This window comes from Sphingomonas sp. RS6 (assembly GCF_054489705.1).
In genome coordinates this window covers 737,670-764,183 of record NZ_JBTMWM010000001.1, presented here as the reverse complement: position 1 = coordinate 764,183, position 26,514 = coordinate 737,670, and the positions used below count along the sequence as shown (strand labels likewise).

The 26,514-nt window shown below is 66.6% G+C and carries 33 protein-coding genes; 12 read left to right on the top strand and 21 right to left on the bottom strand.

Going from position 1 to position 26,514, the window contains the following annotated elements:
- Nucleotides 1–60 precede the first annotated feature (60 nt).
- Nucleotides 61–1,656 (top strand): lysine--tRNA ligase, encoded by a 1,596-nt coding sequence (locus tag ACX40Y_RS03675; protein ID WP_459118172.1) that lies wholly within the window; start codon nt 61–63, stop codon nt 1,654–1,656.
- Between the two features lie 26 nt (nt 1,657–1,682).
- Nucleotides 1,683–2,948 (top strand): Na+/H+ antiporter NhaA, encoded by a 1,266-nt coding sequence (nhaA, locus tag ACX40Y_RS03670; protein ID WP_459118171.1) that lies wholly within the window; start codon nt 1,683–1,685, stop codon nt 2,946–2,948.
- On the opposite strand, the gene ACX40Y_RS03665 is transcribed toward nhaA, so the two are convergent.
- A complete protein-coding gene (locus tag ACX40Y_RS03665) occupies nt 2,849–3,967 on the bottom strand; it encodes an MFS transporter (protein ID WP_459118395.1) in 1,119 nt (372 codons plus the stop codon). The two genes, nhaA and ACX40Y_RS03665, sit on opposite strands and share 100 nt — an antisense overlap.
- Nucleotides 3,968–4,154: 187 nt before the next feature.
- Between ACX40Y_RS03665 and ACX40Y_RS03660 the strand changes: the two genes are divergently transcribed.
- The 3 genes from ACX40Y_RS03660 to ACX40Y_RS03650 all read left to right on the top strand — a co-directional run bounded on the left by ACX40Y_RS03660 (nt 4,155) and on the right by ACX40Y_RS03650 (nt 6,077).
- Nucleotides 4,155–4,730: a sigma-70 family RNA polymerase sigma factor gene (locus tag ACX40Y_RS03660; RefSeq protein WP_459118170.1), complete on the top strand. Its 576-nt coding sequence runs from the start codon at nt 4,155–4,157 to the stop codon at nt 4,728–4,730.
- Nucleotides 4,723–5,427, top strand: a complete 705-nt coding sequence (locus ACX40Y_RS03655; protein WP_459118169.1) for an anti-sigma factor — start codon at nt 4,723–4,725, stop codon at nt 5,425–5,427. The genes ACX40Y_RS03660 and ACX40Y_RS03655 overlap by 8 nt, the downstream gene beginning before the upstream one ends.
- A gap of 83 nt (nt 5,428–5,510) precedes the next feature.
- A complete protein-coding gene (locus tag ACX40Y_RS03650) occupies nt 5,511–6,077 on the top strand; it encodes a fasciclin domain-containing protein (protein WP_459118168.1) in 567 nt (188 codons plus the stop codon).
- A 78-nt stretch (nt 6,078–6,155) separates the two neighbouring features.
- Here the strand turns inward: ACX40Y_RS03650 and ACX40Y_RS03645 are convergent, their stop codons facing one another.
- From ACX40Y_RS03645 to ACX40Y_RS03620, 6 genes are all read right to left on the bottom strand, one after another.
- Entirely contained in the window at nt 6,156–6,818 is a 663-nt protein-coding gene (locus tag ACX40Y_RS03645; protein ID WP_459118167.1) for a phytanoyl-CoA dioxygenase family protein, read from the bottom strand.
- Nucleotides 6,819–6,825: 7 nt separating this feature from the next.
- Entirely contained in the window at nt 6,826–7,755 is a 930-nt protein-coding gene (locus tag ACX40Y_RS03640; RefSeq protein ID WP_459118166.1) for an electron transfer flavoprotein subunit alpha/FixB family protein, read from the bottom strand.
- Nucleotides 7,755–8,504, bottom strand: a complete 750-nt coding sequence (locus ACX40Y_RS03635) for an electron transfer flavoprotein subunit beta/FixA family protein (RefSeq protein WP_459118165.1) — start codon at nt 8,502–8,504, stop codon at nt 7,755–7,757. Before ACX40Y_RS03635 ends, ACX40Y_RS03640 begins: the two co-directional genes overlap by 1 nt.
- A gap of 59 nt (nt 8,505–8,563) precedes the next feature.
- On the bottom strand, nt 8,564–9,037 hold the full coding sequence (locus ACX40Y_RS03630) for a GFA family protein (RefSeq protein WP_459118164.1): 474 nt from the start codon (nt 9,035–9,037) through the stop codon (nt 8,564–8,566).
- Entirely contained in the window at nt 9,034–10,233 is a 1,200-nt protein-coding gene (gene sucC, locus ACX40Y_RS03625) for an ADP-forming succinate--CoA ligase subunit beta (protein ID WP_459118163.1), read from the bottom strand. Before sucC ends, ACX40Y_RS03630 begins: the two co-directional genes overlap by 4 nt.
- Nucleotides 10,234–10,346: 113 nt before the next feature.
- The gene (locus tag ACX40Y_RS03620) at nt 10,347–10,628 is read right to left on the bottom strand and encodes a hypothetical protein (RefSeq protein ID WP_459118162.1); all 282 of its coding nucleotides are present in this window, start codon (nt 10,626–10,628) and stop codon (nt 10,347–10,349) included.
- Nucleotides 10,629–10,765: 137 nt separating this feature from the next.
- On the opposite strand from ACX40Y_RS03620, the gene ACX40Y_RS03615 reads away from it, so the two are divergent.
- Genes ACX40Y_RS03615 through ACX40Y_RS03605 form a run of 3 tightly spaced genes read left to right on the top strand, consistent with a single transcriptional unit; the run spans nt 10,766 to nt 13,921 of the window.
- Complete coding sequence (locus tag ACX40Y_RS03615) at nt 10,766–11,266, top strand: sterol desaturase family protein (RefSeq protein ID WP_459118394.1); 501 nt, start codon at nt 10,766–10,768, stop codon at nt 11,264–11,266.
- 34 nt (nt 11,267–11,300) lie between these two features.
- Nucleotides 11,301–11,723, top strand: a complete 423-nt coding sequence (gene msrB / locus ACX40Y_RS03610; protein WP_459118161.1) for a peptide-methionine (R)-S-oxide reductase MsrB — start codon at nt 11,301–11,303, stop codon at nt 11,721–11,723.
- 44 nt (nt 11,724–11,767) lie between these two features.
- Complete coding sequence (locus tag ACX40Y_RS03605; RefSeq protein WP_459118160.1) at nt 11,768–13,921, top strand: transglycosylase domain-containing protein; 2,154 nt, start codon at nt 11,768–11,770, stop codon at nt 13,919–13,921.
- A 10-nt stretch (nt 13,922–13,931) separates the two neighbouring features.
- On the opposite strand, the gene ACX40Y_RS03600 is transcribed toward ACX40Y_RS03605, so the two are convergent.
- From ACX40Y_RS03600 to ACX40Y_RS03590, 3 genes are read right to left on the bottom strand one after another with little or no spacing between them, the layout of a single operon-like run.
- Entirely contained in the window at nt 13,932–14,606 is a 675-nt protein-coding gene (locus tag ACX40Y_RS03600) for a M48 family metallopeptidase (RefSeq protein WP_459118159.1), read from the bottom strand.
- Nucleotides 14,603–15,037 (bottom strand): YcgN family cysteine cluster protein, encoded by a 435-nt coding sequence (locus tag ACX40Y_RS03595; RefSeq protein WP_459118158.1) that lies wholly within the window; start codon nt 15,035–15,037, stop codon nt 14,603–14,605. Before ACX40Y_RS03595 ends, ACX40Y_RS03600 begins: the two co-directional genes overlap by 4 nt.
- Nucleotides 15,034–15,615 (bottom strand): SCO family protein, encoded by a 582-nt coding sequence (locus tag ACX40Y_RS03590; protein ID WP_459118157.1) that lies wholly within the window; start codon nt 15,613–15,615, stop codon nt 15,034–15,036. Before ACX40Y_RS03590 ends, ACX40Y_RS03595 begins: the two co-directional genes overlap by 4 nt.
- 71 nt (nt 15,616–15,686) lie before the next feature.
- Between ACX40Y_RS03590 and ACX40Y_RS03585 the strand changes: the two genes are divergently transcribed.
- Nucleotides 15,687–16,301, top strand: a complete 615-nt coding sequence (locus ACX40Y_RS03585) for an ankyrin repeat domain-containing protein (RefSeq protein WP_459118156.1) — start codon at nt 15,687–15,689, stop codon at nt 16,299–16,301.
- Between the two features lie 18 nt (nt 16,302–16,319).
- Here the strand turns inward: ACX40Y_RS03585 and ACX40Y_RS03580 are convergent, their stop codons facing one another.
- The 11 genes from ACX40Y_RS03580 to ACX40Y_RS03530 form a co-directional block, all read right to left on the bottom strand.
- Entirely contained in the window at nt 16,320–16,811 is a 492-nt protein-coding gene (locus ACX40Y_RS03580) for an MmcB family DNA repair protein (protein WP_459118155.1), read from the bottom strand.
- An 87-nt stretch (nt 16,812–16,898) separates the two neighbouring features.
- Complete coding sequence (locus tag ACX40Y_RS03575) at nt 16,899–17,555, bottom strand: cell wall hydrolase (protein WP_459118154.1); 657 nt, start codon at nt 17,553–17,555, stop codon at nt 16,899–16,901.
- A gap of 175 nt (nt 17,556–17,730) precedes the next feature.
- Entirely contained in the window at nt 17,731–18,069 is a 339-nt protein-coding gene (locus tag ACX40Y_RS03570; protein WP_459118153.1) for a DUF1491 family protein, read from the bottom strand.
- The gene (locus ACX40Y_RS03565) at nt 18,069–18,542 is read right to left on the bottom strand and encodes a PaaI family thioesterase (RefSeq protein ID WP_459118152.1); all 474 of its coding nucleotides are present in this window, start codon (nt 18,540–18,542) and stop codon (nt 18,069–18,071) included. The genes ACX40Y_RS03570 and ACX40Y_RS03565 overlap by 1 nt, the downstream gene beginning before the upstream one ends.
- On the bottom strand, nt 18,529–18,996 hold the full coding sequence (locus ACX40Y_RS03560) for a PTS sugar transporter subunit IIA (protein ID WP_459118151.1): 468 nt from the start codon (nt 18,994–18,996) through the stop codon (nt 18,529–18,531). The genes ACX40Y_RS03565 and ACX40Y_RS03560 overlap by 14 nt, the downstream gene beginning before the upstream one ends.
- 34 nt (nt 18,997–19,030) lie before the next feature.
- Entirely contained in the window at nt 19,031–19,630 is a 600-nt protein-coding gene (gene hpf / locus ACX40Y_RS03555) for a ribosome hibernation-promoting factor, HPF/YfiA family (RefSeq protein WP_459118150.1), read from the bottom strand.
- Between the two features lie 33 nt (nt 19,631–19,663).
- On the bottom strand, nt 19,664–20,374 hold the full coding sequence (gene dnaQ / locus ACX40Y_RS03550; protein ID WP_459118149.1) for a DNA polymerase III subunit epsilon: 711 nt from the start codon (nt 20,372–20,374) through the stop codon (nt 19,664–19,666).
- A gap of 7 nt (nt 20,375–20,381) precedes the next feature.
- Nucleotides 20,382–20,987, bottom strand: a complete 606-nt coding sequence (coaE, locus tag ACX40Y_RS03545; protein WP_459118148.1) for a dephospho-CoA kinase — start codon at nt 20,985–20,987, stop codon at nt 20,382–20,384.
- Complete coding sequence (aroE, locus tag ACX40Y_RS03540; RefSeq protein WP_459118147.1) at nt 20,984–21,793, bottom strand: shikimate dehydrogenase; 810 nt, start codon at nt 21,791–21,793, stop codon at nt 20,984–20,986. Before aroE ends, coaE begins: the two co-directional genes overlap by 4 nt.
- On the bottom strand, nt 21,790–22,389 hold the full coding sequence (locus ACX40Y_RS03535) for a Maf family protein (RefSeq protein WP_459118146.1): 600 nt from the start codon (nt 22,387–22,389) through the stop codon (nt 21,790–21,792). The genes aroE and ACX40Y_RS03535 overlap by 4 nt, the downstream gene beginning before the upstream one ends.
- 2 nt (nt 22,390–22,391) lie before the next feature.
- Nucleotides 22,392–23,207: a pyruvate, water dikinase regulatory protein gene (locus tag ACX40Y_RS03530; RefSeq protein ID WP_459118145.1), complete on the bottom strand. Its 816-nt coding sequence runs from the start codon at nt 23,205–23,207 to the stop codon at nt 22,392–22,394.
- A 308-nt stretch (nt 23,208–23,515) separates the two neighbouring features.
- Between ACX40Y_RS03530 and hemE the strand changes: the two genes are divergently transcribed.
- From hemE to rho, 3 genes are all read left to right on the top strand, one after another.
- Nucleotides 23,516–24,550, top strand: coding sequence for a uroporphyrinogen decarboxylase (hemE, locus tag ACX40Y_RS03525; RefSeq protein WP_459118393.1), 1,035 nt, complete (start codon nt 23,516–23,518; stop codon nt 24,548–24,550).
- A complete protein-coding gene (locus ACX40Y_RS03520; RefSeq protein WP_459118144.1) occupies nt 24,547–24,999 on the top strand; it encodes a CopD family protein in 453 nt (150 codons plus the stop codon). Before hemE ends, ACX40Y_RS03520 begins: the two co-directional genes overlap by 4 nt.
- Nucleotides 25,000–25,228: 229 nt before the next feature.
- Nucleotides 25,229–26,485, top strand: a complete 1,257-nt coding sequence (gene rho / locus ACX40Y_RS03515) for a transcription termination factor Rho (protein WP_010542711.1) — start codon at nt 25,229–25,231, stop codon at nt 26,483–26,485.
- The last annotated feature ends 29 nt before the right edge of the window (nt 26,486–26,514 follow it).

Sequence of the window (26,514 nt, the reverse complement as noted above, 5' to 3'; positions counted from 1 at the left end):
GCCGCGCAGTCCCGCGAACAATTGCACTTGGCCGCTCGACGCGGCTAGAGGCAGTGCATCATGACCACGATCCCTCCCGAACTCCGCGCAGCCGCGCTCGTCTCCAAGGCCTGGCCCTATGAAGAGGCGCGCAAGCTGCTCAAGCGCTACCCGCAGATCGCAGAGGGTGGCGCGCCGGAGAAAGGCCATGTGCTGTTCGAGACCGGCTATGGCCCCTCGGGCCTGCCGCATATCGGCACGTTCAACGAAGTGTTGCGCACCACGATGGTTCGCCGCGCCTTTGAGAGCCTGTGCGATGTGCCCACCCGCCTGATCGCGTTCAGCGACGACATGGACGGGCTGCGCAAGGTGCCGGACAATGTGCCGAACCAGGCGATGCTGCGCGAACATCTCGGCAAGCCGCTGACCCAGGTGCCCGATCCGTTCGAGAAATATGAAAGCTTCGCGCACCACAATAATGCGCGGCTGCGCGAATTCCTCGACCAGTTCGGCTTCGAATACGAGTTCGCCTCGTCCACCGACTATTATACCGGCGGCCGCTTCGACGAAGCGTTGCGCGGCGTGCTGCGCCACTATCAGGGCATCATGGACGTGATGTTGCCGACGCTCCGTGCCGAGCGCCAGGCGACCTATTCGCCCGTCCTGCCGATCAGCCCCAGGTCGGGCATCGTGCTGCAGGTGCCGGTCGAGGTGGTCGATGCCGAGGCCGGCCTGATCGCGTTCGAGGATGAGGGCGAGCGGACCGTGCAGAGCGTGCTGGGCGGCAAGGCCAAGCTGCAGTGGAAGGTCGACTGGGCGATGCGTTGGGTGGCGCTCGACGTCGATTACGAGATGGCCGGCAAGGACCTGATCGACTCGGTCACCCAGTCGGGCAAGATCGCCCGCGTGCTCGGCGGTCGCCCGCCCGAGGGCTTCAACTACGAGATGTTCCTCGACGAGAAGGGCGAGAAGATCTCCAAGTCCAAGGGCAACGGCCTCAGCCTCGAACAATGGCTGACCTATGGGCCGGAGGAAAGCATCGCCTTCTACGCCTATCGCGAGCCGAAAAAGGCCAAGCAGCTGCACCTGGGGGTGATCCCGCGCGCGATCGACGAATATTGGCAGTTCCGCGGCAATTATGCCGGCCAGGCCGTAGAGCAGCGGCTCGGCAACCCGGTCCACCACATCCACAATGGCGAGCCGCCGGCGGAGACGCTGCCGGTCACCTTCGGGCTGCTGCTCAACCTGGTCGGCGTGATGGGCGAGGCGAGCAAGGAACAGGTCTGGGGCTATCTTACGAATTATGTCCCGGACGCGAACCCGGAAACCTATCCGGCGCTCGACCGTCTGATCGGCTATGCGCTCGCCTATGCCCGTGATTTCGTCGCCCCGACGCTCAAGAAGCGCGCGCCTGCGGGCGTGGAGATCGAGGCGCTCCGGCGGCTCGACGCCGAACTCGCTGCGCTGCCGGCCGATGCGACGGCCGAAGCAATCCAGGACCAGGTCTATGAAATCGGCAAGACCGGCGGCTTCGAGAATTTGCGCGACTGGTTCAAGGCACTGTACGAAACGCTGCTGGGATCGGAACAGGGGCCGCGCATGGGCAGCTTCATCGCCCTCTACGGCATCGCCAACAGCCGCAAGCTGATCTCGGAGGCGCTGGCGCGCGCAGCCTGAGCCAACGGACGAACAGGGGAGACGATATGACCGCGGCAATCCGCAAACGGCCGGTATCGGCGCTTCGCGCTTTTCTCAGGAGCGAGGCGGCCGGCGGCATCGTGTTGATCGTCGCGGCCGCGCTGGCGATGCTGCTGGCGAACCTGCCGGGGATATCGGAGGACTATTTCCACCTGCTCCACCTGGAAACCGGGCCGGTGATCAGCCCGCTCTATGGGCCGATGACGGTGCATCTTTGGATCAACGACGCGCTGATGGCGGTGTTCTTCCTGATGGTGGGACTGGAGATCAAGCGCGAGTTCGTCGACGGGCGGCTGGCCAGCTGGCAGCATCGCCGGCTGCCGGTTGTGGCCGCGGCAGCGGGCATGGTGGTGCCGGCGGCGATCTATCTGGCGGTCACCAGCGGCGTGCCGGGGCTGACCAATGGCTGGGCGATCCCGGCCGCGACCGACATCGCGTTTGCAATCGGCGTGCTGGCAATCCTCGGCACGCGCGCGCCCGCCTCGCTCAAGCTGTTCCTGACGACGGTGGCGATCGTCGACGACATGGGTGCGGTGGCGGTGATTGCGGTCGCCTATACCGAAAGCATCAATTCGCTGGCGCTGGGCCTGGCCGCGCTCGTGATGGCGGTGATGTACGTGCTCAATCGCAGCGGCGTGCACCGACTTTGGGTGTATCTGCTGCTCGCCGCGCTGCTCTGGTATTTCGTGTTCCTGTCGGGCGTGCACGCCACCGTGGCGGGCGTGCTCGCGGCGATGATGGTGCCGATCCGCAAGACCCCCGGTGCGCCCGATGCGGCGGATTCGCCGCTCCACCGGCTGGAGCATGCGCTGCACCCGATTTCCGCCTTCTTCATCGTGCCGGTATTCGGCTTCGCCAATGCCGGCGTGTCGCTGGGCGGGTTCAGCGCGAGCGTTCTGCTCGAACCGCTGCCGCTGGCGATCGCGATGGGCCTGTTCTTCGGCAAGCAGATCGGCATTTTCGGCAGCATTTGGATCGCCGACCGCACCGGCTTCGCCTGCCGCCCCGCCTATACAAGCTGGCCGCAGGTCTATGGCGCCTCGATGCTCGCCGGCATCGGTTTCACGATGAGCCTGTTCATCGGCGGCCTCGCCTTCCCGGGCAACGAGCTGCTGGTCGACGAGGTGAAGATCGGCGTGCTGGTCGGCTCGATCCTCTCGGCGCTGGCCGGCTACGCGGTCCTGCGGTCGACCAGCACCGCGAGGCCGAGAATCGCCAGGCCGCCCAGCGCCAGCAGCGCGCCGACCCAGCCGGTCGACGTCCAGCCATAACCGGCGGCGATCGCGAGGCCGCCCAGCCAGGGGCCGAGCGCGTTCGCGGTGTTGAAGGCGGAATGGTTGAGCGCGGCGGCCAGCGCCTGCGCGTCACCCGCGACGTCCATCAACCGCGTCTGGAGGACGGGCCCGAGCGCCCCGGCAAAGCCGATCGCGAACACGTCGAGCGCGATCAGCACCGGTGAATGCGCCGCCAGCGGATAGAGCGCGAGCGCGACGGCGCTGGCGATCAGGAGCGCCGCACCGGTGGGCATCAGCGCGCGATCGGCGAAGCGCGGCACGACGATATTGCCGGCGATCATGCCCAGGCCGAAGATCGCCAGCACCAGCGGCACCGCCCAGGGCGGCGTGCCGGTAACCTGCATTAGCGTCGACGCGACATAGGTATAGACGCAGAAAAGCCCGCCAAAGCCGATCGCGCTCACCCCCAGCGTCAGCCACACCTGGCCGTTTGCCAGCGCGCCGAGTTCGCGCAAGGGGCTCGCACCCTGTTCCGGCCGGTCCTTCGGCGCCAGCCACACGACCAGCGTCACCGTGAGCAGCGCCAGCGCCGCAACCACCGCGAAGCCCCAGCGCCAGCCGACCGCCTGGCCCAGCCAGTTCGCCGCCGGCACGCCGAGCACCGTGGATACCGCGAGCCCGAGCATCACCCGGCCCACCGCCTGCGAGCGCTGGTCATATGGCACCAGCGATGCCGCCACGAGCGCGGCGATGCCGAAATAGGCGCCGTGCGGCAGGCCGCTGAGGAAGCGGAACAGCAGCATCCAGTGATAGGTCGGCGCCAGCGCACTCAGCGCGTTGAACAGCGCGAAGCTGGCCATTAGGGCAATGAGCAGCGCCCGGCGCGACCATTTCGCGGCCCCCACGGCGAGCAGCGGCGCGCCGACCACCACGCCCAGCGCATAGGCGCTGATGACATGGCCCGCGGTCGGCTCGTCGATCCCGAGCCCTGCCGAGAAATAGGGGACAAGGCTCATCGTCGCGAATTCGGTGGTGCCGATCGCGAATCCGCCCATGGCGAGCGCGAAATGGACAAGGGCGGCCGAATGGCCGGTCGGGCGAGGCAGGGGGGCGTGCACCGCGCCCAGATGGGTTTGCTGCAGTGCAGCGTCAACGACGCAGGTTGCAACCGCCCATGCGCCGCACGCAACCCTGCGGTTCCGCCGCTTGCCCGGCCCGGCTTTGTCGTTACACTGCCGGTTCGTGGCGTCTTCCACTTCCTCCACGGCCCTCGGTGCCCGAACCCGGCTCGTCGAGGCGCTGGCCGGCGTCGCGCGGGGCGAGCGGACCGCGCTCCGCACCGTCTATGATCTCACCGCGGCGAAGCTGATGGGTGTTTGCCTGCGTATCTGCCAAGACCGGGACGTGGCGGAGGAGGTGATGCAGGAAGTGTACCTCAAGGTCTGGCGCAGCGCGGGGCGATTCGATGCCGCGCGGGCAAGCCCGATCACCTGGCTTTGCACGATCGCGCGCAACACCGCGCTCGATTCGCGCCGTGTGCGCGGGCTGGGCGAGGCAGCGCCGGTCGATGCCGCGCTCGACCTGCCCGATGATCGCCCGTCGGCCGATGCGCTGATCGAGGCGGGGGAAACGCAGGCGCGGATCCTCGACTGCATCGATGCGCTGGACGAACATCAGCGCGGCGCGATCCGATCGGCCTTTTTCCACGGCATGACGTATCCCGAGCTGGCGCAGCGCGCGGCGGTGCCGCTGGGCACGATGAAGAGCTGGATACGGCGCGGCCTGATCCAGCTCAGGGGGTGTCTGGGCGATGGCTGAACCGCCACCCCTTCCCCCCGAGGATGTCGTGCTCGCCGCCGAACTGGCGCTGGGCGTGCTCGACGGCGAAGACCATGCCGCGGCGCGGCGGCGCCAGTTGGCGGACCTCGATTTCGCCGCCGCGGTCGAGCATTGGGCGCTGCGCTTCGCGCCGCTGTCGCACGGCATTGCCGATGCGCCCGTTCCCCCGGCATTGTGGGACCGGATCGCCGAGCGGCTGCCCGATGCGGGCGATCTTCGCGTGGTGCGCGCCCTGCGCCGCTGGCGTGCGGCCGCGATCGCCGCCGGCGCCGCCGCCGCCGTGCTGCTGGCGATCGTGCTGGTCCGCCCGGATCCCGCCGCGATCGCGCCCGTGCCGGCGACCGCCCCGGCGATCGTCGCGCAGATCACCGGCGACGAAGGCGTGGCCCTCGCCGCGCGCTACGACCCGGCACAGGCGGTGCTGCATGTCCGCACCGACAACATGCCCGCCAGCCCGCTCGCGCCCGAATTGTGGGTTATCCCGGCGGGCGGCAAGCCGGTATCGCTCGGGCTGGTCGCCAGCCGCGGCGATCGGGCGCTGGCGGTCGCGCCGGGGCACCGCGCGCTGATCGAGGAGGGCGCGACGCTGGCGATCACGATGGAGCCGGCGGCGGGTGCCCCGCATCCGGGGCCGAGCGGGCCGCCGGTTGCGGCAGGAAAAATAACCATCCTTTGATATTCTCTGCATCCGCCGGGCAAGTCACGCCGTAGCTTCCGTCGCACCCGCAGGATAGGTGCGTTGCAAGAGGAAGCTAGAAGATGACGTATAAGTCCAGTCTCGCCTCGCTCACTGGTGTGGTCGGTGCCGCCCTGATCGCCACGGGTGCCATCGCCGCCGTACAGAATTACCCGATGGTCGGCGGCGCGGCGATGATGCCGAGCAAGAACATCGTCGAGAATGCCGTCAATTCAAAGGATCACACGACGCTGGTCGCCGCTGTAAAGGCCGCCGGGCTGGTCGATACGCTTTCGGGCGCCGGCCCCTTCACCGTCTTCGCGCCGACCAACGCCGCCTTCGCCAAGCTCCCCGCCGGCACCGTCGACACGCTGGTGAAGCCGGAGAACAAGGCGACGCTGACCAAGATCCTCACCTATCATGTCGTTGCGGGCAAGCTGAACGTGGCGGACATCGCCGCCAATGCCGCCGCGCACGGCGGCAAGGCGATGCTCACCACCGTCGAGGGTGAGCCGATCACGATCATGAAAGGCCCGAGCGGCGGCTGGTGGATCGAGGATGCCAAGGGCGGCAAGGCCAAGATCACTATTGCCGATGTGAACCAGTCGAACGGCGTGATTCACGTGATCGACAGCGTCCTCATGCCCTGACGCTGCCGAGGGCCCGCATCCCCCTAGAGGCGCGGCCCGGCCCGCCGGCGACCCTCCTTGCCGGCGGGCCTTCACTTGTCAGATGCCCAGCCAGTCGAGCCCGGCGGGCAGCGCGGATGCCGAATAATCCACCTGCAACACGCGGCGATGCCCGCCACCGGCGCTCGCCGCCGATGCGTGGAGGATCGGGGTGGCATAGAGCCAGATGTCGCCCGGCTGCGCCAGGCAGGTCGCGATCGCTGACCGTTCGACCACCCCCGCGATGTCGCGCTCGGCCACCTTGCCCAGGCGGTGCGAGCCGCACGCGATCAGCAGCGGCGCATTGTACGCCGGCACCGGATCGAGATGGATGCGGAGCGTCACCATCGATTCGATGATGGCGAAGGGCGGCTCGACATGGCACAGCCCCTGTTTGATCGACCAGGGGCCATAACCGTCCACATCAACGCGATGGCGCACGGCGATGGTGCGATCCTGATGCCAGCCGAGCGCCCAGTTGGTCGCTGGGCTCTTGTCGAACAGGATCGCGCGGACGGGCCGGGCCGAAGGGCCAAGGCGAGCCGCGGCGGCGGCGCCGAGCGCGTCGATCGCCAGTCGGTCGGAGAGGCCGGCGACGTCATGAAGGCGAAGCCCGGCCCGATCGCCCGGCAGCGACCTGGCCAGCGCGTCGAGATCGCCAAGAAAAGGGGCGGCCGCACCGGCAAGGTGCGCCGCCCCATCGCGTTCGAAATCAAGCGTCACGCCGCGCTCAGAGCTTTTCGGTCAGCTCCGGCACGACCGTGAACAGGTCGCCGACAAGGCCGATGTCCGCCACCTGGAAGATGGGGGCGTCCTCGTCCTTGTTGATCGCGACGATCGTCTTCGAATCCTTCATGCCGGCCAGATGCTGGATCGCACCCGAGATGCCGACCGCGACATAGACCATGGGGGCCACGATCTTGCCGGTCTGGCCGACCTGATAGTCGTTCGGCGCATAGCCGGCGTCCACCGCCGCGCGGCTCGCGCCAACGGCGGCCCCGAGCTTGTCGGCCAGCGGATCGATCAACGCGTGGAACTGCTCCGCGGAGCCGAGCGCACGGCCGCCCGAGACGATCACCTTGGCGCTGGTCAGCTCGGGCCGCTCCGACGCGGCGATTTCCGAGCCCGCGAAGGCCGAAAGCCCCTGGTCGCCCGCTGCCGCCACGGCTTCCACCGTGCCGCTGCCGCCGGTCGCCGCCGCCTTGTCGAAGGCGGTGCCGCGCACGGTCAGCACCAGCTTCTTGTCGCTGGTCTGCACCGTGGCGATCGCGTTGCCGGCATAGATCGGCCGGGTGAAGGTGTCCGCACCCTCGACCGAGAGGATGTCCGAGATCTGCATCACGTCGAGCGCGGCGGCGACGCGCGGCGCCACGTTCTTGCCCGTGGTGGTCGCCGGGAACAGCACCGCATCATGGGCATCCATCAGCTGGACGACCAGCGGCGCGACATTCTCGGCCAGGAAATGCTCATAGGCCGCATCGTCGGCGACATGGACCTTGCCCACGCCGGCGATCTGCGCGGCGGCCTCGGCCACACCCGATACGCCCTTGCCGGCGACGAGCAGGTGCACTTCCCCCAGCTGGGCAGCCGCGGTGACGGTGGAGAGCGTTGCGTCCTTGACGCTCTGATTGTCGTGTTCGACCCAAACCAGCGTCTTCATCACGCGACTCCCATGCCCTTGAGCTTCTCGACCAATTCGTCGACTGAACCCACCTTGATGCCCGCCTGGCGCTTGGCCGGCTCGACGACCTTCAGCGTAGTCAGGCGCGGGGTAACGTCGACGCCGTAATCCGCGACGGTCTTCTTCGCGACCGGCTTGGTCTTCGCCTTCATGATGTTCGGCAGCGTCGCGTAGCGCGGCTCGTTGAGGCGGAGGTCGGTGGTGACGATCGCCGGCAGCTTGAGATCCACGGTCTCCAGGCCGCCGTCGATCTCGCGGGTGACGTGCACGCGATCACCGGCAATCTCGACCTTCGAGGCGAAGGTACCCTGCGCCCAGCCAAGCAGCGCAGCGAGCATCTGGCCGGTCTGGTTCGAATCGTCGTCGATCGCCTGCTTGCCGAGGATGATGAGGCCCGGCTGCTCCTCTTCCGCGACCTTGGCGAGCAGCTTGGCCACCGCCAGCGGCTCCACCTCGTCATCGGTCTGGATCAGGATGCCGCGATCGGCGCCCATCGCGCGCGCGGTGAGCAGCACATCGGTTTCCGCCTTGGCGACACCGATCGTGACGACGACGATCTCGGTCGCCGCGCCCTTCTCCTTCAGCCGGACCGCTTCCTCGATCGCGATCTCGTCAAAGGGGTTCATGCTCATCTTGACGTTCGCCAGATCGACGCCCGTGCCGTCCGCCTTCACGCGGGGCTTCACATTATAGTCAAGCACGCGCTTGACCGGTACCAAGACCTTCATCGCATCCTTCCTGTCTGCCGGGGCTGTCCCCAGACAATTGGGTTACGTTTACGCGAACGTCAACCGCTTGCGAGCGATTCGGCGTACGCAGGGATCAACGCGCCGAAGGATTCCGGCGGCGGAAATTTTGAATAGCTGACGGAAGCGCCAGTCTTCGCCCAGGGGAAAGCCTCGTCTGTCCACGTCTCGATAAACGGCGGCGCGGCGGGCGGCGCATCCAGCATCGTCGAGCGAATGTTCACAAAGGCGTCGAGCCCCTCGGGGCGGGTGAACAGCCAGCTTTTGCAATGGTCGCAGTGAAAATGCCGGGCGGAGCCGTGCAGGCCCCCGATCACCGGCTCGCCTTGCGTCACTGCAAAGGCCTCCGCCGGGTAGAGCGCGCTCAGCGAATAGGCGCTGGCGGTCATGCGCTGGCAGCCGGTGCAGTGGCAGGCCATGGTGACGAGCGCATCGCCCGCCACCCGGAACCGCACACGGCCGCAGCGGCAGCCGCCCTCGACCGACTTGCCAGTCGGGGCGGCCAGATCGCTCACGCGACCTTCTTCACCTCCGCCACGATCTTCTGGGCGGCATCGCCCAGGTCGTTGGCGGGAACGATGGCGAGGCCCGAATTGGCCAGGATGTCCTTGCCCTGCTGCACGTTGGTGCCTTCGAGGCGGACGACCAGCGGCACCGAGAGGTTCACTTCCTTGGCAGCCGCAACGATGCCCTCCGCGATGATGTCGCAGCGCATGATGCCGCCGAAGATGTTGACCAGGATGCCCTTCACCGCCGGATCGCTCAGGATGATCTTGAACGCCGCGGTCACCTTCTCCTTGTTCGCGCCGCCGCCGACGTCGAGGAAGTTGGCCGGGAACATGCCGTTCAGCTTGATGATGTCCATCGTGGCCATCGCCAGGCCGGCGCCGTTGACCATGCAGCCGATATCGCCGTCGAGCTTGATGTAGGCGAGGTCGTACTTCGACGCCTCGAGCTCCATCGGATCCTCTTCGGTCTCGTCGCGCAGTTCCATCAGGTCCTTGTGACGGAACATCGAGTTCGAATCGAAGCCGACCTTGGCATCGAGCACCATCAGCTTGCCATCGTCGGTGACCGCGAGCGGGTTGATTTCGATCTGCGAGGCGTCGGTGCCGAGGAAGGCGTTGTACACCTTGCCGGCCAGGCTCTGCGCCTGCTTGGCGAGATCGCCCTCGAGGCCGAGCGCCTTGGCGACGGCGCGGCCGTGATGCGGCATGAAGCCGGTCGCGGGATCGACGTCGAAGGTGTGGATCTTCTCCGGCGTGTCATGCGCGACGGTTTCGATGTCCATGCCGCCTTCGGTGGAGACGACGAACGCGACTCGGCCGGTGGCGCGATCGACCAGCAGCGCGAGGTAGAATTCCTTGGCGATGTCGACGCCGTCGGTGACGTACAGGCGGTTGACCTGCTTGCCGGCAGCGCCGGTCTGGATCGTCACCAGCGTATTGCCGAGCATCTCGGTCGCGGCGTGACGGACTTCGTCCTCGGTCTTGGCGAGGCGGACGCCGCCCTTGGCTTCGGCCGGCAGTTCCTTGAACTTGCCCTTGCCGCGGCCGCCGGCATGGATCTGCGCCTTCACGACATAGAGCGGCCCAGGCAGCTTCTTCGAGGCTTCGACGGCCTCCTCGACGCTCATCGCGGCAAAGCCGGCCGGCACGGGCACGCCGAACTTCGCGAGCAGTTCCTTGGCCTGATATTCGTGGATGTTCATGGAGCGATCCGCCTTTTCGAAGAGCGAGAAAGAGAGATGCGGCCGCCTAAAGCACAGCGGGTCCGCGGAATCCAGCCTTTACGACATTATTGCGATTGCGAACAAATCGCAAATCAAGACTTGTTTGTTGCGAGCACGCAATGGGCGGCAGCGCCCGCGGTGACCGAAAGGATCGCCGGATCCTCCAGCGCACGCAGCCGGCGCAGCAATTCCCCGACCGAGCCCGCCCCCGATGCCCGCGGCAGGTCGGCAATGCGCATCAGCTGGGCGAGCGACAGCCGGTCCGCCATCCGTTCGGCCATGCACGCGGCCATCGGCCGGGACAGGCCGGCACGTTCCAGGCCGTCGCGCAGTCGCGACTCGGGGCCGGCGCAACCGCCCAGCACGAGCAGCATGACGAACAGGGGTGGGACCAGCCGGCGACGCGCCATCCCGCCATTATAAGCACCGCCGCGCCTCGATCCAACCGCCCGCCCTGTTCCTTTGGGCAAAGTCAATGGAAAGCGCCGCGCCGATCGCCTACATGACCGGCATGTCGTTCGTTCCTGGAATCGCGCTGTTTGTCGCCACCGTGCTGGGCATGGAGCTGTTCGCCTATGTCGCGCATCGCTGGATCATGCATGGCCCAGGCTGGTTCCTGCATGCCAGCCACCATCGTCCGCGGCATGGCAACTGGGAACTGAACGATCTCTATGCGGCGATCTTTGCGGTGCCCTCCTTCGTGCTGCTGCTCGGCGGCGTGCGGCTCGGCTGGTGGCCCGGCTGCACCTGGATCGGCGCCGGGATCGCCGCCTATGGCATGATCTATTTCGGCTTCCACGACGTCGTCGTCCACAAGCGGCTCCGCCACCGCTATGTCCCGCGTTCGAGCTATATGAAGCGGATCGTGCAGGCACACCGGCTTCACCACGCGGTCCGCACGCGCAAGGGGACGGTGAGTTTCGGCTTCCTCTGGGCGCCGCGGCCCGAGGCGCTGAAAGCAAAGCTGCGCGCCAGTGGCGCCTTGGTCCAGTCGAGCACAATCCCGGATTGACGGGAACTCGCCTGCACCACACATCATGATGATCATGGATCATCTGAATCTCTCCGAGTCCGAATGGCGCAAGCGCCTGACGCCGGAACAATTTCACGTGCTTCGCCAGGCAGGCACCGAACGTGCCTTTTCCGGCCGGTACAACGACAACAAGGCCGACGGCGTCTATCGCTGCGCCGGCTGTCAACTCGAACTGTTCGACAGCGCCGACAAATATGAGTCCGGATCGGGCTGGCCCAGCTTCACCCGGCCGATCGCGCTAGGCCATGTCAGCGAACATGCCGATACCAGCCACGGCATGCGCCGCGTCGAGGTGCGCTGCGCGCGCTGCGACGGCCATCTCGGCCATGTCTTTCCGGACGGCCCGCCGCCGACCGGGCTGCGCTATTGCATGAACTCGGTGAGCCTGGATTTCCGTTCACGTGGTGGCAATACCGGCGAGCCTAGAGCCAGCTGATCCTTGTGACTTTCCAGCGCAGACTGTATCCGACCTCCCCTTAGATGGCCGCAAAATCCAAAACCGCAGTCGCGCCCTGGTGGCGCCGGGGATCCTTCTGGAAGAAATTCTTCCTCTGGTCGTTCGTCGGCGGGTTCGTCGCCGGGCTGCTCGCGGTCGTCGCGCTGACGATCACCGTCTATTCGGCGCGATCGACGCTGCCGAGCTTCGACGAGCTCAAATCCTCGCCCAACGGCCAGATGATCCGCGTCCATGCGGTCGACGGCACCGTGCTCGTCTCGCTCGGGCCGAGCTATGGCGAATGGATCCGCTACGACGACATTCCGAAAGTGATGCGCGATGCGATCATCGCCGTCGAGGATCGCCGCTTCGAACAGCATTGGGGCGTCGATCCGGTGGGCGTGGCGCGCATGCTGTGGGTCGCCAAGCGGCTGCATGACAGCGGACGGCGCCTGCAGGGCGGATCGACGATCACCCAGCAGGTCGCCCGCACGATCTTCCTGTCGAACAAATACAGCCTGACGCGCAAGATTCGCGAGGGCGTCCTGGCGCTCGCGCTCGAGCGCAAGTTCACCAAGCACCAGATTCTCGAACTGTATCTCAACAAGGTCTATTTCGGCGGCGGCGCCTATGGCATCGACGCCGCCAGCCGCAAGTTCTTCGGCCATCCGGCGACGAAGCTCTCGCTCGGCGAAGCCGCGATCATCGCCGGGCTGGTCAAGGCCCCCTCGCATTATTCGCCCACCGCCGATTCCGAGGCCGCGGTAGACCGTGCGACGGTGGTGCTGAAGGTGATGGCCGAAACGGGCAAGATCAGCGAGGCACAGGCCCGCGCCACCGATCCCCGCACCGTCGCGCTCGCGCCCGAGCCCAAGCAGAACAGCGTCCGCTATTTCACCGACTGGGCGCTACCCCAACTCGAAGTGCTGATCGACGAGACCGACGCCCCGCTCGATGTGTGGACGACGCTCGATCTCAACATGCAGCGCGCCGCCGATGCCGCGATCCGCACCAACGCGCCCGCGGGTGCGCAGGGTGCGCTGGTCTCGCTCGATCGCGACGGCGCGGTCCGGGCGATGGTCGGCGGGCGCGACTATGTCGCCTCGATCTACAATCGCGCGACCCAGGCCGAGCGCCAGCCGGGATCGTCGTTCAAGCTGTTCGTCTATCTCGCCGCGCTGGAGGCCGGCCACAAGCCCGACGATATCGTCGTCGACGAGCCGGTCACGATCGACGGCTGGACGCCGCGCAACGACTCGCGTCGCTACAGCGGGCCGATCACGATCCGCACCGCCTTTGCCTATTCGGTCAACACGATCGCGGCGAAGCTGGGCCAGGAGGTCGGCTTTTCGACCGTCGCCGACATGGCCCGGCGGTTCGGCATCACCACGCCGATCAACACCCAGCCGGCGATGGTGCTCGGCACGTCGAACGTGCGGCTGATCGACATGACGCGCGCATTCGCCTCGGTGGGCAATCGCGGCGTCGCGGTGACGCCGTATGGCATCACGCGCGTCACCGCCAACGGCCAAGTGATCTATCAGCACGAGGTCGACACCAGTCACGTCCTCGTCGCCAACTATGTCGCGGCGCAGATGACCGATCTGATGCAGACGGCGGTCGCCACCGGCACCGGCCGCGCGGCACAGCTGGGTCGCCCCGTCGCGGGCAAGACCGGCACCACCACGTCGAATAAGGATGGCTGGTTCATCGGCTTCTCGAGCGGGCTCACCACCGGTGTGTGGATTGGGCGCGACGACGCCAAGCCGATCCGCGGCCTTTCCGGCGGCCATGCCCCCGCCCAGGCGTTTCACGACTTCATGATCAAGGCGGTCGCCAACCGGCCGGTCGAACAGTTCGATACGCAGGTGACACTCCCCGAATATCAGCTCGAACCCGATGCCGACGCCTATGGCGCGCCCGACAATGGCGTGTTCGTCGATGAGGACGGCTATCCGGTGGAAACCGCGCCGGCCCAGCCGGTGCCGGGCGCAGGCGATGGCAGCATGGCCGCGCCGCAAAAGGCTCCCCCGCGCGAGGACGAGCGGCTGAACCAGGACTGGATCAACCGGATGACCGGCCGCGCGCCCGCCCAGCCGCAGCAACCCGGCATCGGCCGCCAGGCGCCGCGCCAGCCGCAACCCGCCAACCCGTCGCAGGATCGCACCACCCCGCGCGATCGCGACGAGGAGTATTGAGGACAAGGCCTCAGGAGTCGCGGCCGATCCAGTGCAACGCCGTGCCGTGGCGGCGCAGCCATGCCCGCATCGGCGCAGGATCGGCGCCATAGAGCCGCTCGACCAGCCGGTGAAAATCGGCGCCGTGATTCATGTGGAGGCGGTGCGCCACTTCGTGCGCGACGGTTGCCCGGCGGACCTCGGCTGGCGCCAGAATCAGCCGCCAGCTATAGCGGATCGCGCCCGAACTGGCGCAGCTGCCCCATCGGCCGCGCGGATCGCCCACCGATACGCGCGAGACCGATACCCCCGCCAGCGCCGCATAGTCCGCCGTTTCGGCGCTCAGCACGCGCAGCGCCTCGGTACGTAGCCATCGTTCAACGCGACGTCCCAAGCCTTCGCGCGGCCCGCCGCACAGCAGCGCATCGCCCTCGCGGCGAACGGTTCGCACGGCCGGCGCCGGCCAGACGATCGTCAGTTCCGCGCCGCTCAGCGGAATCCGCGCGCCGGGTTCGAACGGCCGCGCGACGGGCAGCGCGGCGCGCTGCGCCTCGATCCAGTCGGCCTGTTCGGCCACCCATTGCATCGCCTTGGCCAGCGACGCGCGCGGCGGCAGCGTGAGTCTCACCCGGCCGTCACGCGGATCGATCGCCAGCCGCATCCGCCGGGCGCGGGCGTGGCGGACAACCTCCACCTCCGGCGTCAAAGCCGGCGATCCACCATGTGGTTCTCTAGATCGCCGGCATCATCCTCGGAAACGGTCCAGCCGCGCGTCGATTCGCCGGCGCGGTGAACCGCCTCGGGATCGCCGCTCACCAGATAATGCCATTGGGGCAGCGGCTCGCCCGCCGCGCGCAGCCGATAGGCACAGGTCGTCGGCAGCCAGTCGATCGTCGTCACGTTGCGCATGCTCAGGCGGACGCACTCGCTGACATAGGCGTGGCGATGCTTGTAATCCATGCAGCGGCCCATCGTGCGATCGAGCAGCCGGCAGGCGACGTTGGTGGCATAGAGCTCGCCGGTTTCATCATCCTCCAGCTTGTGCAGGCAGCATTTGCCGCAACCGTCGCACAGCGCCTCCCATTGGGCGCGATCGAGCCGTTCGAGCGGCACGTCTTCCCAGAATCGATCGCTCACCGGACCCAGCGCTTCAGTTCGTCGGCGACCGCCGCCGAATCCTTCTCGAGCGGCAGGCTGGTGATCGGCTTGCCCTCCGGTCCCATCAGATAGGCGACCGCGGTGTGCCCCATCAGATAGCCCGACGGCGTCGGCTGCTTGTTGAACGCGACGGCATAGTTGCGCGCGACGGTCTTGATCGCATCGACGCTGCCGGTCAGGCCCACCAGTCGCGGATAGAAATTGCCGACAAAGCTCTTGAGCTGGGCCGGCTTGTCGCGCTCGGGGTCGATCGAGATGAAGATGGGCACGATCTTGTCGGCGGTTGCCGGCGCCTCGCGGTCGAGCTGGCGCATCGCCTGGCCGATCTTCGCCATGTCGGTGGGGCAGACATCGGGGCAATAGGTGTAGCCGAAATAGACGATCCGGTACTTGCCGGCGAAATCGGTGTCACGAACCGTCTTGCCGTCCTGGTTGGTCAGCGCGAACGGTCCGCCGATCCGTGCCCCCGCCAGCGGCGCTTCGCCGGGCGCCGCCGGGCCGCAGCCGGCCGTCGCCAATGCGACGCACAGAGTCAAAACCGGAAACACGCTCTTCATGGTATCGCCCGCCATGTTCTGTTAGAGGATCGCCAGCAGGCCCAGCCAGTAACCAGGGTATCGATCACGCAATGACCATCCGCTTTGCCAGCGCCGCCGCCGTGGCCCTTTTCCTTCTGCCGCTCCCCGCCATCGCCCAGACCGGCCAGCCGCGCGAGAGCATCCAGTTTCTCGATGCGATCCGTAAGCAAGACGGAAACAAGGTCAACGAGTTCCTGCGCGACAAGAGCTTCACGCTGCTCAACGCCAAGGATCCCTATGGCACTGGCGAGGCAGCGCTCCATATCGTCGTGAAGCGCGGCGATGCAACCTATCTGACGGTGCTGATCAATCAGCCGGGTATCAACGTCAACATCCAGGACCGCGAAGGCAACACGCCGCTGATCTTCGCGGCCGAACGCGGCTGGGGGGCGGGTGTCGACGCGCTGCTCGCCAAGAAGGCGAACGTCAATCTCGCCAACAATGCCGGCATCACGCCGCTGATCCGCGCGATCCAGGCGCACGATGCCGCCATCGTCAAGACGCTGCTCGACAAGGGCGCCGATCCCGATCGCGCCGATTATGGCAGCGGCCTTTCCGCGCGCGAATATGCCGCGCGCGAAACGCGCTATCCGGCGATCGCCAAGATGCTGGCGGAAGCACCCAAGATCGAGGCGCGCGCGGCCGCGGCCGGCCCCAAGCTCTGATCGGGGCGGGCGAGGGCGTCAGAAGCCGTTTTCGACGTCCTCGTCGGTCAGGCTGAGCAACCGGCGCCCGGCGCGGCGGGCAAAGGCGAGCGTCACCTTGCGCCGCGCCGCACTGGCGAGCGGCGCGGTCGTCGCTTCGCGCGCGACGGCAGCGTCATAGCGATCGGCGACGATCAGCCCCGCTCGGCCGGGCAGGAAACCGGGCTGGTCGAACGGGCGAAGATCGAATCCCTGTGGCACCGCCCAGAAGAAGCGATCGCAATGGGCGAGATAGTCCATCCACTTGGCGTCGCCGAGCAAGTCGCTGCGCGAAACCTTGATCTCGACGATCACGATGTTGCCGCGTGCGTCCAGCGCCATCAGGTCGGCCCGGCGCCCGCCCTCCAGCGGGACTTCCGGCAACGCCACGCAATCATGGCGAAGCAGCATGCGGCTGACGCCGCGCACGACATCGGCAGTGACGATCGCGTCGTCGGCATTGCCGACAATCGGTGATACAGACCCGGTCATCGCCTCAGAATAGAACATTGTGAGAACAAAGAAAAGGCCGCCGACGGGGGTCGGCGGTCTTTCATTTCGGCCCCTGAATGGGATCGATCAGCGATAGAAGATGTGGTTGCCGACCGTCGCCACGCGCGCCCGGCCCCAATTCTGGCGGACATAGCGGGCGTGGAAGTACAGCGCGTCGCCGGCGGGGCTTTCCCACAGATTCTTGCGAGCCACCTGGGCAACCGCCATCGCGCGGCGCCAATTGGCGTTGTTCGGCGCCTTGGGCAGCTTGCCCTCCCGCACGAACGAGAACTGGCCACGCTGCGTAATCACCGAGCACACCGACTGCGGAAAGCGGCCCGATGCGGTGCGGTTCAGAATCACCTCGGCAACGGCAAGCTGGCCGGCCAGCGGTTCGCTGCGCGCTTCGAAATAGATGCCGGTCGCGAGGCAGCGGAGCTCTTCATCCTCATGCGCGTCGGTGTCGGTCACCGATTCCTGCGCAGCGACGGCGGCGGAAAGCGTTGCATAGTCGGGCGCTGCCGACGGTTCGGCGGTCGCGACATTCGCCTCGGCTGCCGCGTCACGACGAGCGACGGCGGGCTGAAGATCGGGAACCTGCTGGGATGCTTCAACGTTCAATTGCTGAACAGGCTTGTCCTGAACAGCGGGATCGGCCTTGTTCGCGCCGGGAAGCGGCGTCAGGCTCAGCGTGGCGGCATTCGCAAGTGCGCCAGCGCAGAAGGTCACAGCCGCGAAGGTCACGGCCCGTGGCAAAAACTTCATTTCACATCATAATTATGCGGTTGGCGTGCGACGATCCCTGACAGTTCGATCGGATCGCCGGACTACCCCCCGACTGCGTAACCGACGGCTTCACACCCCGAACGGCACAACGCGAACATTTGATCGTGGCGTTTTGCGGCTGGCGCGCGCGAAGTCAACCAATCGTTATCGTTTCAGCGGCGAACCGTTCCGGCGATGCGATATCCAGTTCGATGACCCACAGATCCGGATCGCGTTCGCGCCGCCGGCGCCAATAGGCGGTGGCTTCCCCCTCGTCGGCGAGCTGCGTAGGGCCGCTGAGCATCAGTGCCGGTACGCCGTCCGGCCCGATCGCCCGCTCCAGAAATCGCGGATTTCCGCCACGTTCGAGCGCGAGGATCAGCACCGCGCCGGCACCGGCATCGCCCCGTGCCAGCACCATCGCCGAGCCGCCGGCCGCATCCGCCCGCCGGATCAGCGCGCTGACGAGCATCGCGCTGGTCAGCCGCGGCATCACGCCGCCCGATAGCCGGGGAGGCTGGCGAGCGCGATTCGCGAGCGCATGAACGTGCCGGTGCCGCGTGCAGCTTCCTCGCCATCGGCGTCGATCAGCCGGGCCTCGGCGATGAACACACGGCGCTGGCCGCTGATCCACCGGCCTTCGGCGACCACCGGCCCCGCCTGAAGCGGCCGGGTGAGCAGCAGGTTGAAGCCGGTAGTGAGCAGGAATCGATCGGTGACGAGGCTGTTCGCCGCATAAAAGGCGGCGTCGTCGAGCATCTTGAAATAGCTGGTGCCATGCGCCGCGCCCGCGGCGTGGAACAGCCGCGGTTCGATGCGGAACTGGATTCGCGCGACGCCGCTTTCGAGAATCGTCAGCGTCGATTCGAAGAACTGGTTGATCGGCGCCGCAGCATAGAGCGATTCGAGCGCGCGGAAATGTGCTTCCGCCCCGCTCGGCTCGGGCGGCCGTTCAGGCGGCGTCACGCGCCTCGACACCCATCAGCAGCGCATAGAGCGCATCGGGCGAACCGGCCCCGCGCAGCTTTTCGGCAAAGGCGCGGTCGCGAAGCAGCCGCGAGATCGACGCCAATGCCTTGAGATGCTCGGCGCTGCCACCGCTGGGCGAGAGCAGCATGAACGCCAGATCGACCGGCGAATCGTCGATCGCGCCGAAATCGATCGGCTGGGCCAGCCGCAGGAACAGGCCCTGCACGCACGGCAGCTGGTCGATCCGGGCGTGCGGGATCGCGATCCCGCCGCCGAACCCGGTCGAGCCGAGCCGCTCGCGCGCCGACAGCCGCTCGGTCACGTCGCGCGCGTCGAGGCCATAGACCTGCGCCGCGGCGAGCCCGAGCTGCTGGAACAGCGCCTTCTTGTTGCCCGCCGCCACGCCGGCGAGCACCGCCTCGGGGACGAGCAGTTCGCTCAAATCAGTCATCGTCAATCCAAAGCTGCGCTCGCTGCGACCGCCGTCAGGACGGGGCCCGGTTTGGCTCGACCCAGCCGATCGTCCCGTCGCCGCGGCGATAAACCATGTTGTACGCACCCGTGCCACTGTTTCGGAACAACAGCGCATTGGTGTGCCGCAGATCGAGCATCATCACCGCGTCGGACACCGTTGCGTCGGGCACATCGACGCGGGTTTCTGCGATGACCAGTGGCGCTTCCGCCGCCTCTTCCTCTTCGGGCGATTCCTGGAACAGCGTGTAGCCGGCATTGGCGAAGCCGTTGTCATAGGCGGCGTTCTCGGCAAAGGCCGCGACCACGCTCGCCTGACGATCCTTCAGCCGCCGCGTATATCGTCGCAGCTGCTTGTCGATCCGGTCGGCCGCGCCATCGAAGGCGCCATGCGCCTCCATGCCCTTGTTCGTCGCCTTGAGCACCAGCCCCTGCATCACGTGCATCACGATGTCGCAGGTGAAGCCATTGTCGTGCGGCCCCTTGCCGAAGGTCGCATGGGCGGAAATCGATCGGGAGAAATATTTGTCGGCGATACCCTGGAGGCGATCGGTCACCTGAGTCTTGAGCGCATCGCCCGTTTCGACCTGATGTCCCGAAATTCGGATATCCATGACAAACCTCCACCTTGCATTGGGGACGAGCAGCTAGGGATGGGCCTGCAACGTTTCAATTGCGGACTCTCCCCATAGCGGCGCGTCCAGGTTCTTCACAAACGCTGCGTGGCGCTGGAGTTCCTCAGCGCTGGCAGCAAATCGACGGGGCGGCCGGACCTGCACGCGGGTGGAAGCCACCACCGGGCTGTCGGCCGGCCGGGGCGTATCCTGCGCGAGGCCGAGCGTGATCTGCCGCCCGCCGGTGAGTTCGACATAGACCTGCGCCAGCAGCTGCGCGTCGAGCAGCGCGCCGTGCAGCGTTCGCGCGCTGAGATCGATGCCATAGCGGCTGCACAGCGCATCGAGCGTATGCTTGGCGCCGGGATGCCGCGTGCGCGCGAGCACCAGCGTGTCGACCATCCGGCTGAGATCGACCAGCGGCCGGCCGCAGCGGCCGAGCTCGCCGTTGAGGAAGCCAAAGTCGAACCCGGCATTGTGCGCCACCATCGGCGAATCACCGATGAATTCGAGCAGATCCTCGACCACATCCTCGAACAACGGCTTGTCCGACAGGAATCGCTCGGACAGGCCGTGGACGTTGAACGCCTCCACCGGCATCGGCCGCTGCGGGTTGATATAGACGTGGAAGTGGTTGCCGGTGGCAACCCGGTTCACCAGTTCAACACAGCCGATTTCGACGAGGCGGTCGCCGCCTGAGAAGCTGAGTCCCGTCGTTTCGGTGTCAAACACGATTTCCCGCATGGAGCGCTTATCCACCCGCAGGCGGCGCGAGGCAAGCGATGACCGTGCGCACGCAATCTTCTGTAACCGCACGGTCGCCGCCGGTGGGAATGACGAAGTCGGCACGGGCGCGCTTTTCGGCATCGGGCAGCTGCCGGGCGACGATCGCCTCGAACCGCTCGGCGGTCATGCCGGGACGCGCGAGCACGCGGGCGCGCTGCACCTCAAGCGGCGCGGAGACGACGGCGATCTTGTCGACATGCCGCCAGCCGCCCGCTTCGAACAACAGCGGCACATCGAGCACCACCAGCGGCGCGTCGCCATGCGCGGCAAGAAACGCCTCACGCGCATCGGCAACCGCAGGGTGGAGGATCGCCTCGAGTCGCGCGAACGCCGTCGGATCGGCCATCACCGCCTCGCGCAGCAAGGTGCGATTCACCCCCAATTCGGTCGTTGTGTAAGGAAATTCCGCCTCGATCGCCGCCACCGCCGCGCCGTTCGGACCTTGCAGCCGGTGAACGGTGGCATCGGCATCGAACACCGGCACGCCGTCCGCCGCGAACATCGCCGCCACGGTCGACTTGCCCATGCCGATCGAGCCGGTGAGCCCCAGCACGATCGGCCGCCTGCTCATGCGGTGAGCAGCGCCCGCAGTTCCTCGTCGCGGTCACGCGGGGGCTCGGCGCCGAAGAACAGTTCGAACGCGAGCGCGGCCTGGCCGACCAGCATCTCGAGCCCGTCCACCGTGTCCAGTTCCCGATCGCGCGCCTGGGCGAGCAAAGGCGTCTCGAGCGGGGCATAGACGATGTCATAGACCACGGCATGTTCGGGCAGCGGATCGAGGTCCAGGTCGAGCGGCGGCTGGCCGGCCATGCCAAGCGGGCTGGCGTTGACCAGCAGGTCGGCGGCGGGCAGCGGCGCGCCGATCGGCAGCGCATCGCCCTTCACCCCGAAACTGGAGAGCAAAGCCGCCGCTTTCAGCACGTTGCGATTGAGGATCGTCACCCGGCCGATGCCCACGCGCGACAGCGCGAACAGCACCGCGCGCGCGCCGCCGCCGGCACCGACCACCACCGCGTGGCGCCCTTCCAGTTCCAGCCCGGCGATCGGCGAGAAGAAACCGCCGGCGTCGGTATTGGTGCCGATCAGGCCGCCATCCTCCCCGCGGATCACGGTGTTCATCGCCCCGATCGTGCTGCGCACCCCGCCTGGATCGCCAACCAGCTCCATCACTGCCAGCTTGTGCGGGATGGTGACGTTGCAGCCCCGCCAGTCGGCATCGTCCTTCGCCCGGGCGAAATAGCTGGGCAGATCGCCGCCCAGCACATGGGTGCGGCGATAATCGCCTTCGATCCCCAGCGCATCGAGCCAGAATTTGTGGATGATCGGCGATTTCGAATGAGCGATCGGATCGCCGATCACCTCGGCATAGCGAGTCACTTGGGCATCACTCCTCGGGTACGCAGATAATCGAGAATCGGCAGCAGCGGCATGCCGAGGATGGTGAAATGGCTGCCGTCGGTGCGGCTGAACAGCTGCACGCCGGGCCCTTCGATGCGGAAACAGCCGACACAGCCGGCGATCGCCGGCCATTCGAGGTCGAGATAGGAGTCGATGAACGCCGCGCTCAGCGGCCGGACGTGCAGCCGCGCACGATCGACATGACGCCACACCGGCCGACCGCCCTCGGCGATCACTGCCGCGCTGTAGATGTCGTGCGTCTTGCCCGACATGCGTTGGAGGTGGTCGCGCGCCTGTTCGCGGCTCTCGGGCTTGTCGAGCAGGCCGCCATCGTCGAGCGCGACGAGCGAATCGCCGCCCAGCACCAGCGCCTGCGGGGCCATGCGCGAGACCTTGAGCGCCTTGAGCTCGGCCAGCGCATCGGCAAGGTCGCGCGGGGTGGTGCCGGCGGCGAGCAGCGATTCCTTGGCGCTCGCTTCGTCGACCAGCGCCGGCAGCGCCTCATGCGCCACGCCCGCTGCGTCGAGCATCGCCCGGCGCGATGCGCTCTGGGAGGCGAGAACAAGGGTCGGCATGGTTATCGGCGCTCCATTGCGCGGTCGTTGCACAGCTGGATGATCGCGGCCGCGGTTTCCTCGATCGAGCGGCGGGTGACGTCGATCACCGGCCAGCCATTGTCGGCGAACATCCGCCGGGCAAAGGCGATCTCGCGCTGCACCGCCTCCTGGTCGACATAGTCGGTCTCGGTCGCCTGGTTGAGCGAGAGCAGCCGGTTGCGGCGGATCTGCACCAGCCGGTCGGCACTGGTCGTCAGCCCCACGATCAGCGGCCGCTTGAGCTGGAACAGTTTGGCCGGCGGCGGGGATTCGACCACGATCGGGATGTTCGACACCTTGTAGCCGCGATTGGCGAGATAGATCGAGGTCGGCGTCTTCGACGAACGCGACACACCGGCAAGCAGGATGTCGCTTTCCTCCCAATCCTCCCAGCCGATGCCGTCGTCATGCGCGATGGTGAACTGGATCGCATCGACGCGCGCGAAATAGGCGGCGTCCAGCGTGTGCTGCCGCCCCGGCCGGGCCTTTGCCTCCTGGCCGAGCAGGTTCGACAGTGCGTGGCTGACCTGATCGAGCGGCGCGATCGCCGGCAGGCCCATCGCGCGGCATCGCGTCTCCAGCGTCCGGCGGATCGCGCTGTTGACCAGCGTGAAGATCACCAGCCCCGGATTTTGCGCGATTTCCTGAAGGATGCGTTCGAGATGCGCCTCGCTGCGCACCATCGGCCAGAAATGGCGCAGCGGTTCGACATCGTCGAACTGCGCCAGCGCCGCCTTGGCGATGTTTTCCAGCGTCTCGCCGGTGGAATCCGACAGCAGATGAAGGTGCAGTCGCATCAGGCTGGGGACAGGGCTGTGCATAACGCCATGAATCATCGCTAGCGCAACCCGAGGGCAGGGCCAAGCATCCGCAACCCAGGACTCATCCGGATGAGTCGTCCACAGCGTCATCCCCGGCCCGTCCAACGCGCTTCAACAGCTGTGGGTAATGTGGATATCGATTCCGAATCGCGTTGAATCGGGGGGCCGCGCAGAGTCAAATTGTTGGCAATCAGCGGAGGACGGCATAAGCCACGCTATCAACGCGCCAACAGACTCCAACAAACCTTAGATTCTCTTTTCTTATTGTGAGTAGGACTCGGCCCCTGTCTGGAACGCCCTCAAAACCGCTGCTCGCGACGCTGACCGGCACGCGCCAACCGAAACCGCCGATCTGGCTGATGCGTCAGGCGGGCCGATACCTGCCCGAATACCGCGCGCTTCGGGCGGAAAAGGGCGGATTCCTGGCACTCGCAATGGATTCCGACGCCGCGGCCGAGATCACGCTGCAACCGATCCGCCGCTTCGGCATGGACGGCGCGATCCTGTTTTCCGACATCCTCGTCGTGCCGATGGCGCTCGGCCAAAAGCTGTGGTTCGAAACCGGCGAAGGCCCGCGCCTGGCCCCGGTGGTCGACGCGCGTGAGGTGCTCGACGGATTTACCGCCGATCCTGGCGTGCTGGAGCCCATCTACGGCACGATTCGGCGCGTGAAGGCGGCACTGGACCCCGCAACCACCTTCCTGGGCTTTGCCGGCAGCCCCTGGACCGTCGCGACCTATATGATCGCCGGCCAGGGCAGCCGCGAACAGGCCGAGGCGCGGCGTCTCGCCTATCGTGATCCGGGGTTGATGCAGGCGCTGATCGATCGCATCGCCGACCAGACGATCGCCTATCTGCGCGCGCAGGCCGAGGCCGGCGTGGAGGCGGTGCAGCTGTTCGACAGCTGGGCCGGCAGTCTGAGCCCCGCGCAGTTCGAACGCTGGGTGATCGCCCCCAATGCCCGGATCGCAGCAGCGGTGCGCGATCTGGTGCCCGTGATCGGCTTTCCGAAGGGGGCAGGGGGCAAGCTTGCCGCCTATGCCCGCGAAACCAGCGTCGATGCGATCGGCCTCGACGAGACGGTCGATCCTGTCTGGGCGGATTCAGTGCTGCCCGAAGGCATGCCGGTGCAGGGCAATCTCGATCCGCTGGCGCTGATCACCGGCGGCGAGGTGCTCGACAGCGCGATCGATCGGATTATCGCAGCCTTCCCGGCGCGGCCGCACGTCTTCAATCTGGGGCATGGCATCCTGCAGGACACGCCGATCGCGCATGTCGAGCAGCTGTTGGCCCGTATCCGAGGGGAGAGCGCGGCATGATCGGCTGGCTCGGCAGTGCCTATCTGTGGGTGAAGGCGTTCCACATCATCTTCATGGTGTTCTGGATGGCCGGCCTGTTCCTGTTCCCCCGCTATCTGATCCATCATCAGGAGGCGCTGGGCACGCCCGAGGCGGCGGCCTGGGCAAAGCGCGAGACGATGCTGCGCCGGATGATCCTTTCGCCCTCGCTGATCGCCGTCTGGCTGCTCGGGCTGGCGCTTTCGGCCAATATCGGGCTGTTCGACGGTCAGGCGGGCCTTGGCTGGCTCCACGCCAAGCTGCTCCTCGTCGTGCTGCTCAGCGGCTATCATGGCTGGGCGGTGGGCTATGGCAAGAAGCTGGCGCGAGGGCAGGCGCCGATCGCCAGCCGCACGCTGCGGCTGCTCAACGAGGTGCCGGCGCTGGCGCTCGTCATCATCGTCATCCTCGCGGTGGTCCGGCCGTTCTGAGCGCGCGGCCGGCCGCTGCCGCCGGCTCGACGATTGAGATTCTGGCCTGTGAACGATTGTCACGGCCGGCGGGCGCGTGGCTGCGCCGAATCGCAGTTGACTTGAAGGATAGGGCTACCTAACTCCGGAGGTGTGCACCGAGCCCCGGTGCATCCTTCCTTCAAGCATCGACTCCCGCGCGCAACATTCCGCCGATCGACGCTCTCCCCCTAAAATTTCCGGACCTTCCATGCATCTCAAGGACCTCAAGAAAACCGCCCCTGCCGAACTGGTCACGATGGCCGAAGCACTGGGCGTCGAGAGCGCGTCGACGCTGCGCAAGCAGGACCTGCTCTTCGCCATCCTCAAGGCCCAGGCCGAACAGGGTGACCAGATCATGGGCGAAGGCACGATCGAAGTGCTGCCCGACGGCTTCGGCTTCCTTCGTTCGCCCGAGGCGAACTATCTCGCCGGCCCCGACGACATCTATGTCAGCCCCAATCAGGTCAGGAAGTTCGGCCTGCGCACCGGCGACACGGTGGAAGGCGAGATCCGTGGGCCGAAGGACGGCGAACGCTATTTCGCACTGACCAAGCTCGTGAAGGTCAATTTCGACGACCCCGATGCAGTGCGTCACCGTGTGAACTTTGACAACTTAACGCCGCTCTATCCCGAACAGAAGCTGCGCCTCGACACGCTCGACCCGACCGTCAAAGACAAGTCGGCGCGCGTGATCGACATCGTCGCACCGCAGGGCAAGGGCCAGCGTGCGCTGATCGTCGCGCCGCCGCGGGTCGGCAAGACGGTGCTCTTGCAGAACATCGCCAAGGCAATCACCGACAACCATCCCGAAGTCTTCCTGATCGTGCTGCTTATCGACGAGCGCCCGGAAGAAGTCACCGACATGCAGCGTTCGGTGAAGGGCGAAGTGATCAGCTCGACCTTCGACGAGCCGGCCACGCGCCACGTGCAGGTCGCCGAAATGGTGATCGAAAAGGCCAAGCGCCTGGTCGAGCACAAGAAGGACGTGGTGATCCTGCTCGACTCGATCACCCGCCTCGGCCGCGCCTACAACACTGTGGTGCCGAGCTCGGGCAAGGTGCTGACCGGCGGTGTCGACGCCAACGCACTGCAGCGTCCGAAGCGCTTCTTCGGCGCCGCGCGCAACATCGAGGAAGGCGGTTCGCTTTCGATCATCGCCACCGCGCTGATCGATACCGGCAGCCGCATGGACGAAGTGATCTTCGAAGAGTTCAAGGGCACCGGCAACTCGGAAATCGTCCTCGACCGCAAGGTGGCGGACAAGCGCATCTTCCCGGCGCTCGACGTCGGCAAGTCGGGCACCCGCAAGGAAGAGCTGCTGGTCGAAAAGGCCAAGCTCACCAAGATGTGGGTGCTGCGCCGCATCCTGATGCAGATGGGCACCGTCGACGCGATGGAATTCCTGCTCGACAAGATGAAGGATTCGAAGACCAACGAGGACTTCTTTGATTCGATGAACCAGTAAGGCGTGTCGTCCGCCTGATCGACATGGGG

What these genes read in the sequence shown, in the direction of transcription:
- ACX40Y_RS03675 (WP_459118172.1), top strand. Translation starts at nt 61, where the DNA reads ATGACCACGATCCCTCCCGAACTCCGCGCAGCCGCGCTCGTCTCCAAG.
- nhaA (WP_459118171.1), top strand. Translation starts at nt 1,683, where the DNA reads ATGACCGCGGCAATCCGCAAACGGCCGGTATCGGCGCTTCGCGCTTTT.
- ACX40Y_RS03665 (WP_459118395.1), bottom strand. Translation starts at nt 3,967, where the DNA reads ATGGGCGGATTCGCGATCGGCACCACCGAATTCGCGACGATGAGCCTT.
- ACX40Y_RS03655 (WP_459118169.1), top strand. Translation starts at nt 4,723, where the DNA reads ATGGCTGAACCGCCACCCCTTCCCCCCGAGGATGTCGTGCTCGCCGCC.
- ACX40Y_RS03650 (WP_459118168.1), top strand. Translation starts at nt 5,511, where the DNA reads ATGACGTATAAGTCCAGTCTCGCCTCGCTCACTGGTGTGGTCGGTGCC.
- ACX40Y_RS03640 (WP_459118166.1), bottom strand. Translation starts at nt 7,755, where the DNA reads ATGAAGACGCTGGTTTGGGTCGAACACGACAATCAGAGCGTCAAGGAC.
- ACX40Y_RS03635 (WP_459118165.1), bottom strand. Translation starts at nt 8,504, where the DNA reads ATGAAGGTCTTGGTACCGGTCAAGCGCGTGCTTGACTATAATGTGAAG.
- sucC (WP_459118163.1), bottom strand. Translation starts at nt 10,233, where the DNA reads ATGAACATCCACGAATATCAGGCCAAGGAACTGCTCGCGAAGTTCGGC.
- ACX40Y_RS03620 (WP_459118162.1), bottom strand. Translation starts at nt 10,628, where the DNA reads ATGCTGCTCGTGCTGGGCGGTTGCGCCGGCCCCGAGTCGCGACTGCGC.
- ACX40Y_RS03615 (WP_459118394.1), top strand. Translation starts at nt 10,766, where the DNA reads ATGTCGTTCGTTCCTGGAATCGCGCTGTTTGTCGCCACCGTGCTGGGC.
- msrB (WP_459118161.1), top strand. Translation starts at nt 11,301, where the DNA reads ATGGATCATCTGAATCTCTCCGAGTCCGAATGGCGCAAGCGCCTGACG.
- ACX40Y_RS03605 (WP_459118160.1), top strand. Translation starts at nt 11,768, where the DNA reads ATGGCCGCAAAATCCAAAACCGCAGTCGCGCCCTGGTGGCGCCGGGGA.
- ACX40Y_RS03590 (WP_459118157.1), bottom strand. Translation starts at nt 15,615, where the DNA reads ATGAAGAGCGTGTTTCCGGTTTTGACTCTGTGCGTCGCATTGGCGACG.
- ACX40Y_RS03585 (WP_459118156.1), top strand. Translation starts at nt 15,687, where the DNA reads ATGACCATCCGCTTTGCCAGCGCCGCCGCCGTGGCCCTTTTCCTTCTG.
- ACX40Y_RS03580 (WP_459118155.1), bottom strand. Translation starts at nt 16,811, where the DNA reads ATGACCGGGTCTGTATCACCGATTGTCGGCAATGCCGACGACGCGATC.
- ACX40Y_RS03570 (WP_459118153.1), bottom strand. Translation starts at nt 18,069, where the DNA reads ATGCCGCGGCTGACCAGCGCGATGCTCGTCAGCGCGCTGATCCGGCGG.
- ACX40Y_RS03560 (WP_459118151.1), bottom strand. Translation starts at nt 18,996, where the DNA reads ATGACTGATTTGAGCGAACTGCTCGTCCCCGAGGCGGTGCTCGCCGGC.
- hpf (WP_459118150.1), bottom strand. Translation starts at nt 19,630, where the DNA reads ATGGATATCCGAATTTCGGGACATCAGGTCGAAACGGGCGATGCGCTC.
- dnaQ (WP_459118149.1), bottom strand. Translation starts at nt 20,374, where the DNA reads ATGCGGGAAATCGTGTTTGACACCGAAACGACGGGACTCAGCTTCTCA.
- coaE (WP_459118148.1), bottom strand. Translation starts at nt 20,987, where the DNA reads ATGAGCAGGCGGCCGATCGTGCTGGGGCTCACCGGCTCGATCGGCATG.
- ACX40Y_RS03535 (WP_459118146.1), bottom strand. Translation starts at nt 22,389, where the DNA reads ATGCCGACCCTTGTTCTCGCCTCCCAGAGCGCATCGCGCCGGGCGATG.
- ACX40Y_RS03530 (WP_459118145.1), bottom strand. Translation starts at nt 23,207, where the DNA reads ATGCGACTGCACCTTCATCTGCTGTCGGATTCCACCGGCGAGACGCTG.
- ACX40Y_RS03520 (WP_459118144.1), top strand. Translation starts at nt 24,547, where the DNA reads ATGATCGGCTGGCTCGGCAGTGCCTATCTGTGGGTGAAGGCGTTCCAC.
- rho (WP_010542711.1), top strand. Translation starts at nt 25,229, where the DNA reads ATGCATCTCAAGGACCTCAAGAAAACCGCCCCTGCCGAACTGGTCACG.